The sequence below is a fragment of the Microvirga sp. VF16 genome (genome assembly GCF_016864375.1).
Lineage (GTDB): Bacteria > Pseudomonadota > Alphaproteobacteria > Rhizobiales > Beijerinckiaceae > Microvirga.
The window spans coordinates 325,440-338,558 of record NZ_CP069358.1 but is presented as its reverse complement, the minus strand read 5'-3'; the positions used below and the strand labels follow the sequence as shown (position 1 = coordinate 338,558).

Below are 13,119 nucleotides of genomic sequence, written 5' to 3'. Positions count from 1 at the left end.
CTCGGGCGTATTGAGGCAAATTCGGCCGCATGACAGTTTTAGGCGGCGGCATTCGCCGCGACTTTCCACTGTGCCATGGCGTTGAGGCGGTAAAGGTAGGTCGCATGGGCAGAGCGGCGGGAGCGGGGTGGAGCGAAGAGATTGCGGACAGCAGAGAACACGCTGACGAAGCGCTGCAGGTACCTGGGTGATCGAAAGCCTTGCATCACGGCACTGTTGCGTTAACCTCGGCAGTATAATCCGGAGCGGCCAACTCGAGGAGCCGCCCTGTTGTCTTTGTTCAAGCGCCGCCGCTTTCCGGTCAAGATCATCCTGTTGTGCGTGCGCTGGTACTGCAAGTACGGAATCAGCTATCGCGACCTGGCAGAGATAATGTCCGAGCGCGGTGTCAGCGTCAGTCCAAGCACAATCTTTCGTTGGGTCCAACGCTATGCCCCGGAGAATGAGAAGCGGGTGCGCCCTTACTACGGACATCGTTCAGGCTCATGGCGAGTGGATGAGACCTATGTGCGAGTTGGTGGACGCTGGCGGTACTTGTTTCGAGCAGTCGATAAACACGGTCGGCTGATCGCCTCCATGCTATCCGATCGGCGTGATACTGGAGCGGCGTATCGCTTCCTGCGCAAAGCTCTTAGGGCAGTGAGCGACTGTCCTCCCTCATCCATTACGACCGACAAATTGGCCTCGTACCCGAAGGCGATTCGGCGCTTGCAGAACGAAGGGCTGCTGCCGCAGGATGTCGAGCACCGCACCTCGAAATATTTGAATAACATCATTGAGGCGGATCACGGCGCATTCAAGCGGATGATTCGGCCAACGCGTGGCTTCCAGACGATGAAAACCGCCGCCGTGACCCTGAATGGTTTTGAAGCCATGCGCATGATCCGCCGCGGTCACTACATCCAGCGAAAACGTCAGGCGACGGGCGAAGTCCGTCTCGTTAATCAGCTCTTCGGTCTTGCAGCCTGAATGATCCGATCGACAGGGATCGTCATGCCCTTTCTAAGTTACTGCAACGGTGCCCGCCAGATGCACCCGGCGCCGACAATGTGATCGGCCTCATGGATCGACTGGCTTTCGACCGCTCTATAGCCATCGATCCGCAGCGGCGTGAGCGAATCCACCCTGAACGCTGGACCCAAATTTTCCGTGAGGGTGACGCCGCCCCAGCCTGGCTCGTTGCCGACTTCAACGCCAATCGGCGGCGGGCGACAATCGTCGCGCAACTGATCACACTCTGGGAGCGCTTGACCGACGAGGCGGTCGCGATGTTCAACAAACTGATCGGCCGTCTCTTCGCGCGAGCCAACCTGCGCCGCAAGCAAAAATACGCCGACACGCGGCAAGAGACCACCAAGGCGCTACGCCTGGCCCGCAACACCTTGCGAGCCCTCGTTGTCGCCAACGATACAGGCCGGAATGCCATTGATGTGCTCGACGATGAGATCGGATGGCATCGGCTGCTCGAAGCCAAACCCGAAGTCGAGGCCATGGTGCAGGATGCTGATCCCGATCCGCTTGTGCTGGCCGCGGAGCACTACGGCCCTGTGCGCAAGTATGCTGCGGGCTTCCTTGAGACGTTTACCTTCCGCTCCTCTCGCCGGCATGACCCGCTGTTAGCCGCGATCGGGACACTCAAAACATTGAATTCTGCCGGACGCCGGATCTTGCCGGAGCGAGCGCCTGTCGGCCACCTCACCGCCCAAGCCCGCAAGCTGATCTTTGCCGACGCCAAGCCGGATCGCCGTCTGCACGAGATCGCGACGCTGGCGGCGCTTCGGGATCGGTTGCGCTCTGGAGACATCTGGGTTGAGGGCAGTCGCGCCTTCCGGCCGATGGACGAACAACTCATGCCGAGGCCTACGTTTGCGGCCCTGAAGGCATCGGACGATCTCGGGCTCGGTGTGCCGCGCGATGCCGTAGCCTATCTCACCGAGGCCCGTTAGAGCCTCGACTTCAATCTGAAGCGGCTCGCCTATCGTGCACGCAACGGCAAGCTCGAGGGCGTCCGGCTTGAAGCGTGACAACTCATTGTCACTCCCCTCCCCGGCGATGTGCCGGCAGCAGACGAAGAGCTGAAATGGGAACTTGGCGACATGTACCCGCTGATCGAGGTGCCAGACCTTCTGACGGAGGTTCATGCCTGGACCGGGTTTGCCGATCAGTTCACGCACATCCGCACCCAGGACCCACCGCACAGCATCCCAGCGATGCTGGCCGGGATTCTGGCTGACGCCACCAACCTCGGTGCCAAACGGATGGCTGCGGCTTCGAAAGGCATCAACGCGCGGGAAATCGCCTGGAAGCGGATCTTCCATACCCGGCCTGAGACGTACAAGTTGGCGCAAGCTTGCATCACCGACAGGCATGCTCAGCATCCCCACGCCCTTCTCTGGGGCGACGGGTCCACAGCCTCGTCGGATGGCCAGTTCTTCCAAGCCAGTGATCGCGCAGGTCTGCGCAGTGACGTCAACCTGCACTACGGGAGTGAACCAGGGTCGAAGTTCTACAGCCATCTCTCCGACCAGTGCGGCTACTTCAGCATCCTGCCGATTAGTGCCACCGAGAGCGAGGCTCCGTATGTGCTGGATGGCCTGTTCGATCACGAGACGGCGCTCGACATCCAGGAGCACTTCACAGACACGGGCGGCGCGAGTGACCACGTGTTTGGCCTCTTCGCGCTGACGGGCCGACGGTTTGCTCTGCGGCTTCGTAATCTCAAGGACCGGAAGCTCCACACCTTCGAGAAGCCGGAGACCTATCCTGCACTCCACGAGCATATCGGCGTGCCGATCAACGCCAGTCTGTTTATGGAATACTGGGATGACCGACCTTGGTGCGTAATTCAGAGGCAGACCGCTCCCGTGCCTGCGGCGGAGCTCAGGTGATGCGCTGTGATACCGGCCTGCCGAGGCGGGTCATGACGTTGATGACCTTGCAGCCGGCCGCGGCTTCGGCCCTTTGCGTCGGCAGAGTCCGGGCGTGGAGACGGCGCCAGATTACGGTCTTGTAGCGCATCATCGCCACCTCGCCCAAGGACCGAGGGCCGTAGTTCACCGCCTTTTGCCAGCCGCGCCGACTACGCTCTTGGATCATCCGGAGGTGCCGGTCTCGCTGGGTGGGCGCCGTCTCGGCCGTGCTGCTCGGCACTGCTGTTGATCGCGGTGGAATGATCACCGCAGCCGCAGGATCCCGCTCGGCGATGGTACGGTAGACGGGCTCACCATCATATGCGCCATCAGCCGTGACCGAAGCGATTGGGCCTGAGATCTGATCCAACAAGGGGCCGACCTGCGAGGCATCACCGTCTTCCGTGGTCGTCAGCTCTGAAGCAAGGTTATCACCGGTCTCGGGATCGATGGCCAGGTGGAGCCTGCGCCAGGTTCGGCGCCCCTTGCCGCCATGCTTGTCGCGCTGCCATTCGCCGGCCCCAAAGACCTTCAGGTCGGTGGAGTCGATCACCAGGTTCACTGGACAGATTGCTGTTCTCACCGCCTTGGCAACAGTCAGGTCGACGCTGCGGCGCGAAAAGGTGGTGTGATCAGGAACCGGGAGGGCCAAGCCGAGCAGACGCAGAGCCGCATCGTAGTCGCGCCAATTCTTTACGTGGTAGCGGGCCTTCGGGATTCTGTGGCGGTGCTCTTGATTGACCTTGTAGGGCATGCAGCTCTCGGGTTCCGACGACCGCCTCTATACCTCACGCCGGTCTTCGCGCGACACCTCAGGCCGAATTACGCACCAACGTCCGTTCGACCGGGTTCGTTATGACCTTTCCAAGTTACTGCAACGGAGCCGATCCGCCCGGCAGTTATCCGGACAACTATTCTCTAAATATTCCAGCTCGTCGTCGTATCGTAGCCGCCGGGGCCATCCTTCTCCCCTTTGAGGGAAACGTGGAAATGCTTGGTGTGCGGATTGGGGCCGTTATAGCGCCGCCATGCAAACGGCGGATGATCTCCGATCACCTTGAAGTTCGCGATGCGCCCGTTTGAAATAATGTACTTAATGCGCGGGTCCTGACCTACACGCAAGCGCTCTGCAATCTCCCCAGCATCGAGGCCGTGCTCCGGATCATGAGTGATGTCCAAGGCAGTGACGACGCCAATATTTCCCTCAACAATATTCGGGCAATGATCGGACGAGCCTGGGCAATGGTTGATATCTCCGATTGTCCCGTCACTGTCTTTTTTACGGTTGGGAAATTTTGTGTTGATTTGATCTCGAAGGACCACGAGAGCTTTGGCGACGCGCCATTCCCTTGGGACCACCGGAGCTGCGGTGGCCGGTGGAGGATCATCCGGGTCGATATGCGTGTCCCCTGCTCCGAGTGCCTTAGCCACTTCCTCTTCGGGCCTATCTTCAAACCGGCGTAGTTTGGAGCTCTCTGTATCGATCATGATGCCCTCTCCTCATCATCGTGAAAAGGCGAAGTCGGAGACGCGCTAAATATCCATAATGCGTGATTACCTCCCCTACGGGCCGATACCAGCAACAGCGCCCGCAGAAGCTAATTACCGTGAGTTCGGGAACACCTACGAACTTTCCGGCGAAGACTTTCGTCACTATCATATTATAAACCTATTGACCTTGTAAGTAGCTCGTCGAATATTTTACCATCAGCCTGCATTAAGGTCAGATCAAAGACATCCAAGTTTCAATTTTGAAGTACTCCGACTCGATAGTTGCGAATTACTGATTATTGATCTAATATAAGAATATTATCTAAAATTGGTCGCGTGGCACATTTTTTCTGCCATAGCACTATTCATACGACACCGTCTACAGAGAAGCGATTTCTTCTCTTTTTGCAGTTTGCGCTTCCGGCCAGTAAGAGTGCCCCAATCAAGTACAGTAATAAGAATGCTTCCCATAAACTGTGCGAAGATGATTGGATTTTGATCAGCGCTGTTGCTGTTCGAACGCACTTGGCAGGGGGCATCAATGTCCGCTGTGGGGTCGAGTTAGGTGAGTTATCGATTGGACCTGATCTTCAGTATCTGCAACGGCTGGGTAAGCCCATGCCTCCAGTCATTACATTCAGTCAGCTTATCTCTCACATCGAGAGGCGCACGCTGACGCCCGAAGGACTGAGGCGAGCCTTCATTCTCGATCCAGCGAACACAACACCATTCAATCCACGCTTCACGATCAATCCAGACTTCGTCGATATCTCTGGGCTCCCCCGTACAGCAATGGAGTGTGGCAACACTTTAGCGATCGAGGCCGCGTCCGCCATAGAGCCCGAAGTCCGCTTCGAAGCGGCTCCTATGCCGCCTTCGATTATAGCCGAAGGGGATTCCTGGTTCCGACTACCGCGCTTCCTTTATCCGAAGACGATGGCCGATTATCTCTCGGAGTCCTTTCCAATCCTCAATCTCGCCCATTGGGGCGATCTGCTGTCGAGTATGTACAACGACGGGAGAGGCCAGTTCGTCCCCTTCCTTTCGGCGGGCAATATCAAAGTCGTTATGTTCTCCGGCGGCGGCAACGATATCTTGGGTGAAACACTCGAACGATCCCTCAATCTTTTCGATGTGGGCCACGCGGATCCGCAGGATGCCTCATACTATCCGACTGCCTTCTTCTTCGAGCAACTTGCAAGGGTGATGAGCATCTATACGGCGATCTTCGATCAGGTGCGTTTCATCTCACCCAGAACGGCGGTGCTCGTGCACGGGTATGACTACGCGATTCCGAGGGAGAACGGCATTTTTCTCGGCGTCCGATTAGCCCGCCGTGGCTTGCACCCTGCGGATCGCCCGGAACTCTGCAAGGCTATCATCAGAGTGATGCTCAATCTCTTCAATGAGTCTCTCGCGGCATTGGCGGCGAGGTACGACAATGTGCGTTATGTCGACCTTCGCAACACCATTCGTGAGGACGAATGGTTCGACCAGGAGCTCCACCCTACGGCGACGGCGGCTGAGCGGATGTCAGTCAAGCTGGCCCTGGCCTTGCGGAAAGTTCTAAACGTACCTGAGGTCTAGAACCATGAACGATGCCGCCAATCCGTATGAAACTCGAACTCGGCGAAGACGCCTTCGATCAGCTAAAGCTAAGTCCCATTCCGTCCCACGGGAGCTCGTCATGTCGACCTCGATCAACTCAGCGGAACTCACTAGATCTCTTCAGGCGCTGATTGAGGCATCAAATAACCTGGCGGCAACGGTCAACTCTCTTGCGCAGATGAGCGTCGAGCAGCGATCGTACATCGACGGCGGCGCGATTGCAGGAGTAGCGACCCCGGCCGCGGCACTTGCGGCTGTCAGACTGACAGATCTGCAGCGGCGCATATGCGAGCGCGTCGTCAATGTCTTCGAGACCGGGTCCTCCCAAGGAAACTACGCCACGATCAGCATCTTCCACGATGGACCGAATAGAATCCGGCAAATCACCTATGGGCGCTCGCAGACAACTGAATACGGCAATTTGCGGAAGCTGGTGCAGATGTACGTCGATGCCGGCGGACATTTTGCCGATGAGTTAAGGCCGTTTATCCCGAAGATCGGAGTTTCTCCCCTCGTCGACGATTCACGCTTCAAGAGGCTGCTGCAGGACGCAGCCAGACAAGATCCTGTCATGCGCCAAACCCAGGACGTATTCTTCGACGAGGTCTACTTCCAGCCGGCCCTGAACTGGTTCAATCAGGAAGGCTTCACACGCGCCCTTTCTATGCTCGTCATCTATGACTCGTTCACCCACAGTGGGCAGATCCGGCCCGAAATCCGGGCAATGTTCCGCGAGCGGACACCCAAAAATGGCGGCAACGAGACGATCTGGATCCGCGACTACGTGAAGGCGCGTCACACATGGCTGGCCACCCATTCAAATCCCGAGCTCCATCCCACGGTATACCGAACCCGTGATCTCGCCCGTGAGATCCAACGTGGCAACTGGGATCTTACCATGGTCCCCATCATGGCGAACGGGACGCCAGTCGATGGTGGCGTTGGTACGATGGCTGCGGCGCCAGGCGTCGACGAGAGTACCGATCTCATATTCGAGGACTTCGCCCCCTTCGATTTGGTCCCCTTACAGGACGATGAGGTTTGGAGCGAAGTTGAAATGTTCTCGTCCGAGATTGCCGAGGCCGCGGCGGCTGCCGCACCTTCGACGCCAGACCTAGCACGGCGCATACTCAATCACCCGTCTATCAGCCTCGCAACGGCTCATCCTTCCGGTGCCGTTGACCAGGCCACGGCCCGCGACAACATCAGCGATACCGCCTCCGGACGCCCCGCCAGGCGTAGCACTCATGGCAACGCTCCTGGTGGCACCACGAACCTCGATGTCCGGCTGTTATCGGGGCTATTAGCGCTCGCAGATCAGTTCTCATTCTCGATTGCCGAGCTCGCCGGGGGCAGTCACAACCCCAATTCACGCCACTATGCCGGTTTGGGGATGGATGTGAACATCATCAACGGTCGTCGTGTAAGGGCTGACCATCCTGATGTCTCTGCCTTTAAAGCGAAGTGTCGAGAAATGGGCGCAACGGAAGTGCTGGGGCCGGGGAATACAGGCCATGCTACGCATGTTCATGCAGCTTGGCCGCGGCCAAACTGAACCGGGAGAGTGGGGTTCCGCCAATTCAGTCGCATGACCTCATAAGTCGCATCCCTCAAGGAGGCATCAATGCCGAAAAGCCCCGCTACAAAAAAGCTTGCTCAGGGGGACCGCCCGGATGAGATCACAACGGCGCTCGATCGGGTCACTGCGACGCTGGAATCGACCAACGAGCAGATCCTAAGGCTGATGGACATGCTTGCACCGCTGCAGCCCGGCGGTGCCACGGCTTTGGCGGGTCCGGCGACGGAGATCAACACTTTCGCCGACGACCCGTTCAGCGAAACCCTGCCAACGGCCAACCCAGGGCAAGCGGCGACAGTAACGGTTCCAATCGCCACTATTGCGAACCAAAGGCTGCGGATCGCGATCCGTGACCCCCGTCCGGCGCCGGCTCGTTACAATCCCGGAACGCCTGGCTTCCGCTACTGGTCGGCCTCGAACGCACTGACACGAGGTATCAATTTCTGGGAGGAGTTGCTTCCGGCAGGCACGACTTGGTCAACCATCAATCCCATGCCTGTCGTTCTTTTGGAATCATTCCCCTGGCTCAACGCGCAATATGTGCGAGGCAGCGGTCTTCACTTCTATAGCGACAGGGTCAGAGACGGTTTTCCCATCTATACCGCCGAGAGCCCTGATGTCGTGCGCCACGAACTAGGTCACGCCGTCCTCGATGCCATCAAGCCCCAAGTTTTTAATGCGGCAAGTCTTGAGGGAGCGGCATTCCATGAAGCGTTCGGCGACATCAGTGCCATTCTCTGCGCCCTACAACAGGAATCCGTCCGTCGCAGCGTCATCGAGGAAACCGGCGGCAGGCTGAACACCACTTCCAGGCTATCACGCGTTGCCGAGCAGCTCGGATGGGCCTTCCGCCAGAGAGATCATGATTCTGCCGACAGAGATGCACTCCGCAACGCTGCGAACCGCTTCTTCTACACACGGCCGGACCTCCTACCGCCGAGTGCTCCCGCCAGACAATTGTCAAATCAACCTCACTCCTTTTCACGCGTGTTCACCGGCGCGTTCCTGGATGCGTTGGCCGGCATGTTCGCGATCTCGGGGGCCCCGCACGAGCAGACGCTGCTCACGGTGAGCCGTAATATCGGACGGCTCATCGTTGACGCGGTTCTCACCTCGGACGTGCCGATCAACTATTTCAGCCAGATCGCCGCCGCCATGATTCAAGCAGACCGCGCCCGTTTCGCAGGCCGGCACACACCGGTCCTCACTCGGGCCTTCACACGACGCGGCATCCTCAGCGTAACATCGGCTGCTTCCCTCCGCAGCGCACCTATTCCTGCCCCGGCAGCACCCATCCCCACCACTGCGATGGCCTCATTCTCCATGGCGTCTCCACTCGCCTATGAAGAAGAGGACGTGGACGAGTCTTTTCGCCTCGGGGCCGGTGAAACCCCTGATCTTCCGAAGAAGGCCGTCTCCATAGGTGACCTGAAGATTGAGGTACATGCTCCGAACGAAACCCCACGGCTCAATGTATGGCCGGCCCTGATCGGCACTATGGCGGCAGTTCCCCTGAGCGAGCGCTCAGAGAGCACAATCTTTGTCGAAGGGCTCATTCAGCGTGGGGAACTAGACCGAGGGGCAGCAGACAGCGATGGGGTGAGCGCATTGATGATCGCTTCGCCTACGGAAATTGCCAGCCCAATTCCAACGAAGAAGACGCACTACTTGGCCGAGGAGGACGGGAAGCTTGTCCTCAAGAGAAGCCATTTCAACTGTACCGCATGTGGCTGGCGGACTAGCAATAGACTCCTATCTTGTCTCTGAAAGCGTTATCATGTTCGCGTTCAAGGCCGATACCGGCCTTCGGACATCAAGGCCCCGAATGATCCAATCAGCTCGTTTGCGTGCGGGGCAGGCCATCTTACGAACTACTGACGCGAGCAAGATCGCCGTTCGGGAAAAGTACCCACTCAATGTAGGGAGGCAGGCCCTGTTTTTGGGTCCAACCCTCGTCGACCGGCATGACCGTTCCATTCGCCTGCAGCATCTTCAGGAAGCCTGGCCCCTGTTCTTCTGGCGGAACCCGAACGATGTCGAGCGCCCCATGGTCGAAAGAGCTCGATTCATCGGAGGCAGATGGGTCAGTACGCTTGCGTGTGGTCATGCTGTTCATCGCCGCTGTTCGGATTTTACATGGTCCGCCCCGGTTGGCTTATCAAGCTGGCCTTCGTTCTGGCACCTGAGATGCCTCCTTTCTCGGCTCAGGCGCATTCTTCTGAAGCTGCCTATCCGAAACCCCCACACATAGGAGGCACGGTTATGACAAACCGAGCTGGACATGCCCTTCTGATCCTCGCGTCAACATGTTCACTGATGTATGTTTTCCCATTCTGGGTGGCTCCTGCTTCTGCGCAGCAGGGGCAGTCTGAGATTGTGATCGAGGGAGAATTCAAGGGTAAGGAGGGCGATCCCGCAGGAGATCTCAGCGGGATCGCCTGCCGGGTGGAGAGGAATGGCCACACCTGCCTCGTGGTCAATGATGAGAGCCCGTTCGCACAGCTTGCCAAGCTGCGGGATCGGCGTCTCACATCCGACCGGACCGTGGATCTGATCGAAAACCTCGGGGCGCGTCTGGCCGATAACATACCGCCGGCAGGGACGTTTGGATCGGAGGCGAAAGCCCGGCCAGTGTTGTCGACCCGCTGTCCAGATCGCCCTCTCAATAAGGATTTCGACGAATTTGATGGCGAAGGGGTCGCCTATACGCCTACCGTCTCAGGCGGGTTCTTCTATATTGTAGGATCCCATGCCTGTGGTCGCGGCAACCCTACCAGGCGCCGATCGACGCATCTACTCGCCCGGTTCCGGATCGATGAATCAGGAGCTCTTGCCGAGCCGGCTGAGCTTACTTGGCGCTTGGGCGAAGCGCTGCTCAAGGCAGACCAAGTCAGCGCCAACTATGGACTCCTCCTCACCGAGGAGCAGAAAGGTCTCGACATTGAAGGCATCGCGGCGTTGTCGGACGATGACCTCGTGCTTGGCCTGCGAGCCCCACTCCTGGGGGACTCAGATGCGGTTATCCTGCGCGTACGGGCCTCAGAGCTCTTCTCTGCGGCTCCAGAGCAGTCTCCTTCAGTGCGGGTCGCCCGAGTTTCACTTGGCGGCAAGGCTGGGATCCGCGACTTGGCCACCCTTCCGGACGGCAGACTCTTGATCCTCTCGGGATCTCCGCAACAGCAACCTGACATTCCCCAGGAAATCTTTATCGTCACTCCGAGCGATCAGCCCGTCTGGGAGGTAAAACCCGCCTTGGCGAAGATCACGCCGCCAAGACCAGAAGCCAAGGCCGAGGGAATAGCCGTGCTCGGAGTCGCGGGTCGTACGGTTTCTCTGCTGGTGCTCTTCGAAAATATAAAAAAGGATAAACCTGTGGAGTATGCGATTGAGTTGCCTTGAATCTTCGTCCGTAGCGGCAGGTCGCAATCTCATTCCAGCCGCACCATGACGCTGTCCGTGGCGCCTCTTGCGTCGATAACGGACAAGCGGACAAAGCCAGCGCCATCCGGCTCCCAGAACGCCTCGCGCCTCTGGGAGCCGACTTCCACAGGGGCTCCGTCCACCATCCAGGTCAGAGGCGGCACGCCCCCTGATGCCTTCAGGACAAGGCTCCCCTTCTCATCCGATGATTCTGAGAAACCCAGATCCACCCTCGACCTGTCTAGCGGAAACGCAATCTTGAGGGGCGCCTGGACAGTTGAGGCGATCGTTTTCGGAACGTCTTTCCTAATATGACGTAAGGGCGGCGGCAGAGACGCGGTCGTAGCCTGCAGGGCATAGGAAGGCACAGCCAAGGCTTCCGACTCGATACCAAGGCGGGCATATGCATCGAAGAGTATCGGGGCAGCAACCATTCGGCCGACGAGGCCCGGTACAGCCGTACCGTCTGGCCGGCCCACCCAAACCCCGACCGTAAACCGCCGGTCGTATCCGACCGCCCAGGCATCCCGATAGCCATAGGATGTGCCAGTCTTGAAAGCGAACCTGCCGGCGAGCGCGTTGTCCGGCGGCGGAGCCCCGCGCAGGATATCGAAAACATACCATGCAGAAACAGGGTCGGTGATGCGACGTCCTTGGGCCGGCACTGGGGTTTCGCCGGCATACCGTACGAGATTGGGCATTTCTCCGCCCCGCGCGAGACCACTATAGAGCCGCGTCAGATCGATCAGCGTAATGCCGAGGCCGCCAAGACCGATCGCAAGTCCTGGGGCGGCTTCCTTCGGTATTGCAATCGCCGTCTGTGTATCTCGAAGACGCGCCAACAGGCGGGCCGGCCCAAGTTCGTTTAAGAGCTCGACCGCGGGCAGGTTGAGCGATAGCTGCAATGCCTTGCGCGCGGTCACCGTGCCTTGGAAGGCGAGATCGAAGTTTTCCGGCTGATAGATGCCATATCGGGAAGGTCTGTCATCGAGGAGGGTCTCCGGATGAGCCAATCCCCCTTCGAAGGCGAGTGCATAGATGAAAGGCTTCAGAGCAGAGCCAGGCGAGCGCACGGCGAGCGTCATGTCGATGGCGCCGGCCCGTTCCTTGCTCATGTAATCGGGACTGCCAACCTGGGCCCTCACCTCGCCTGTCGTGTTGTCGATTGCCAGGATCGCGACGGACAGCCTGGAATCGAGCCGGTTGACCCGCTCCCGTGTCAGATGCTCGAGGCTGTCCTGCAGCCGGGCGTCGATCGTAAGGTGATGTGTGTTCCGGTCTGGTCGTTCCGTTAGAGCAGCCTCCGCGGCATGAGCTGCCAGCATCGGGAAAGCTCGCCGACTGTCAGGCATCGGTGCGGACTTGGCTGCTTCGGCCTCTGCCGCAGAGATGACGCCCCGCTCTTGGGCCCGGTCCAGAACCCGGTTGCGTGCGACTAAAGCGGGTCGAGCAAAGCGGTCCGGACGGCGCGTCTCCGGCGATTGGGGCAGAGCCACGAGAAGGGCCGCCTCGCTGAACGACAGGCGTTTGGGCTCACGTCCGAAATACGACAGGCTCGCGGCCCTCATGCCCTCGAGATTGCCGCCATATGGCGCCAACGTGAGGTAAAGCCTCAGGATGTCATCCTTCGAGAGGCGACGTTCCAGCTGAATGGCCCGGACAACCTGGCGTAGCTTCGCCGTGAGCGAACGCTCATCCCGGGGCTCCAGGAGGCGTGCCACCTGCATAGTCAGCGTCGAACCACCCGACACAATCCTGCCGTTGCGGAGGAATTGCCCAGCCGCCCTCATAAGCGCGAGCGGATCAATGCCGGAATGACTGTCGAACCGCCGATCCTCGTAGGCTTTGAGCATTGCGAGATAGCGTGGATCGACGTCCGTTGTCTCAATTGGAAGACGCCAGCGCCCCTCCTTCGTCGCGAATGGACGCAACAACTGTCCATGGCGATCGAGGACCACAGTCGAGCGGTTTACCGCAACGGACAGGTCGAGCGGCCCCAAGCTCTCCGTGTAGTGCCATAATGCGAAAGCCGGGATGGAAACGACAAGCGCAAGAGTGCCCGCGAGGGCAATCCCCCATCTGGCCTTCCGGCGTTGTCGTTCCCCTGTCATC

The 13,119-nt window shown here is 59.0% G+C and carries 10 protein-coding genes and 1 pseudogene; 6 read left to right on the top strand and 5 right to left on the bottom strand.

Annotated features, from left to right (window positions below):
- Positions 1 to 38: 38 nt before the first annotated feature.
- Entirely contained in the window at positions 39 to 206 is a 168-nt protein-coding gene (locus JO965_RS44430) for a hypothetical protein (RefSeq protein ID WP_203447520.1), read from the bottom strand.
- A 64-nt stretch (positions 207 to 270) separates the two neighbouring features.
- On the opposite strand from JO965_RS44430, the gene JO965_RS44425 reads away from it, so the two are divergent.
- Both JO965_RS44425 and JO965_RS48780 read left to right on the top strand, forming a co-directional pair.
- On the top strand, positions 271 to 969 hold the full coding sequence (locus JO965_RS44425; RefSeq protein WP_203447519.1) for an IS6 family transposase: 699 nt from the start codon (positions 271 to 273) through the stop codon (positions 967 to 969).
- 47 nt (positions 970 to 1,016) lie between these two features.
- A pseudogene (locus JO965_RS48780) lies at positions 1,017 to 2,828 on the top strand (Tn3 family transposase); the annotation flags it as partial.
- A gap of 52 nt (positions 2,829 to 2,880) precedes the next feature.
- Here JO965_RS48780 and JO965_RS44410 read toward each other — a convergent pair.
- On the bottom strand, positions 2,881 to 3,663 hold the full coding sequence (locus JO965_RS44410) for an IS5 family transposase (RefSeq protein WP_203447516.1): 783 nt from the start codon (positions 3,661 to 3,663) through the stop codon (positions 2,881 to 2,883).
- A gap of 164 nt (positions 3,664 to 3,827) precedes the next feature.
- Positions 3,828 to 4,397 carry a hypothetical protein gene (locus JO965_RS44405; protein ID WP_203447515.1) on the bottom strand — a complete coding sequence of 190 codons (570 nt, stop codon included), beginning with the start codon at positions 4,395 to 4,397 and terminating at the stop codon, positions 3,828 to 3,830.
- 339 nt (positions 4,398 to 4,736) lie between these two features.
- Between JO965_RS44405 and JO965_RS44400 the strand changes: the two genes are divergently transcribed.
- The 3 genes from JO965_RS44400 (at position 4,737) to JO965_RS44390 (ending at position 9,354) form a co-directional block, all read left to right on the top strand.
- Positions 4,737 to 5,987 (top strand): hypothetical protein, encoded by a 1,251-nt coding sequence (locus tag JO965_RS44400; RefSeq protein WP_203447514.1) that lies wholly within the window; start codon positions 4,737 to 4,739, stop codon positions 5,985 to 5,987.
- Positions 5,988 to 6,087: 100 nt separating this feature from the next.
- Positions 6,088 to 7,563 (top strand): chitosanase, encoded by a 1,476-nt coding sequence (locus JO965_RS44395; protein WP_246777285.1) that lies wholly within the window; start codon positions 6,088 to 6,090, stop codon positions 7,561 to 7,563.
- Positions 7,564 to 7,794: 231 nt separating this feature from the next.
- The gene (locus JO965_RS44390) at positions 7,795 to 9,354 is read left to right on the top strand and encodes a hypothetical protein (RefSeq protein WP_203447513.1); all 1,560 of its coding nucleotides are present in this window, start codon (positions 7,795 to 7,797) and stop codon (positions 9,352 to 9,354) included.
- A 97-nt stretch (positions 9,355 to 9,451) separates the two neighbouring features.
- Here JO965_RS44390 and JO965_RS44385 read toward each other — a convergent pair whose 3' ends face one another.
- Positions 9,452 to 9,694 carry a hypothetical protein gene (locus JO965_RS44385; RefSeq protein ID WP_203447512.1) on the bottom strand — a complete coding sequence of 81 codons (243 nt, stop codon included), beginning with the start codon at positions 9,692 to 9,694 and terminating at the stop codon, positions 9,452 to 9,454.
- A 155-nt stretch (positions 9,695 to 9,849) separates the two neighbouring features.
- Between JO965_RS44385 and JO965_RS44380 the strand changes: the two genes are divergently transcribed.
- Positions 9,850 to 10,986: a DUF3616 domain-containing protein gene (locus tag JO965_RS44380; RefSeq protein ID WP_203447511.1), complete on the top strand. Its 1,137-nt coding sequence runs from the start codon at positions 9,850 to 9,852 to the stop codon at positions 10,984 to 10,986.
- A 29-nt stretch (positions 10,987 to 11,015) separates the two neighbouring features.
- Here JO965_RS44380 and pbpC read toward each other — a convergent pair whose 3' ends face one another.
- The gene (pbpC, locus tag JO965_RS44375; protein WP_203447510.1) at positions 11,016 to 13,118 is read right to left on the bottom strand and encodes a penicillin-binding protein 1C; all 2,103 of its coding nucleotides are present in this window, start codon (positions 13,116 to 13,118) and stop codon (positions 11,016 to 11,018) included.
- Position 13,119: the final 1 nt, after the last annotated feature.

Bases quoted from the DNA above. Each gene is read 5' to 3' on its own strand.
- JO965_RS44410 (WP_203447516.1), bottom strand. From the start codon at position 3,663: ATGCCCTACAAGGTCAATCAAGAGCACCGCCACAGAATCCCGAAGGCC.
- pbpC (WP_203447510.1), bottom strand. From the start codon at position 13,118: ATGACAGGGGAACGACAACGCCGGAAGGCCAGATGGGGGATTGCCCTC.
- JO965_RS44385 (WP_203447512.1), bottom strand. From the start codon at position 9,694: ATGACCACACGCAAGCGTACTGACCCATCTGCCTCCGATGAATCGAGC.
- JO965_RS44405 (WP_203447515.1), bottom strand. From the start codon at position 4,397: ATGATCGATACAGAGAGCTCCAAACTACGCCGGTTTGAAGATAGGCCC.
- JO965_RS44430 (WP_203447520.1), bottom strand. From the start codon at position 206: ATGCAAGGCTTTCGATCACCCAGGTACCTGCAGCGCTTCGTCAGCGTG.
- JO965_RS44395 (WP_246777285.1), top strand. From the start codon at position 6,088: ATGTCGACCTCGATCAACTCAGCGGAACTCACTAGATCTCTTCAGGCG.
- JO965_RS44380 (WP_203447511.1), top strand. From the start codon at position 9,850: ATGACAAACCGAGCTGGACATGCCCTTCTGATCCTCGCGTCAACATGT.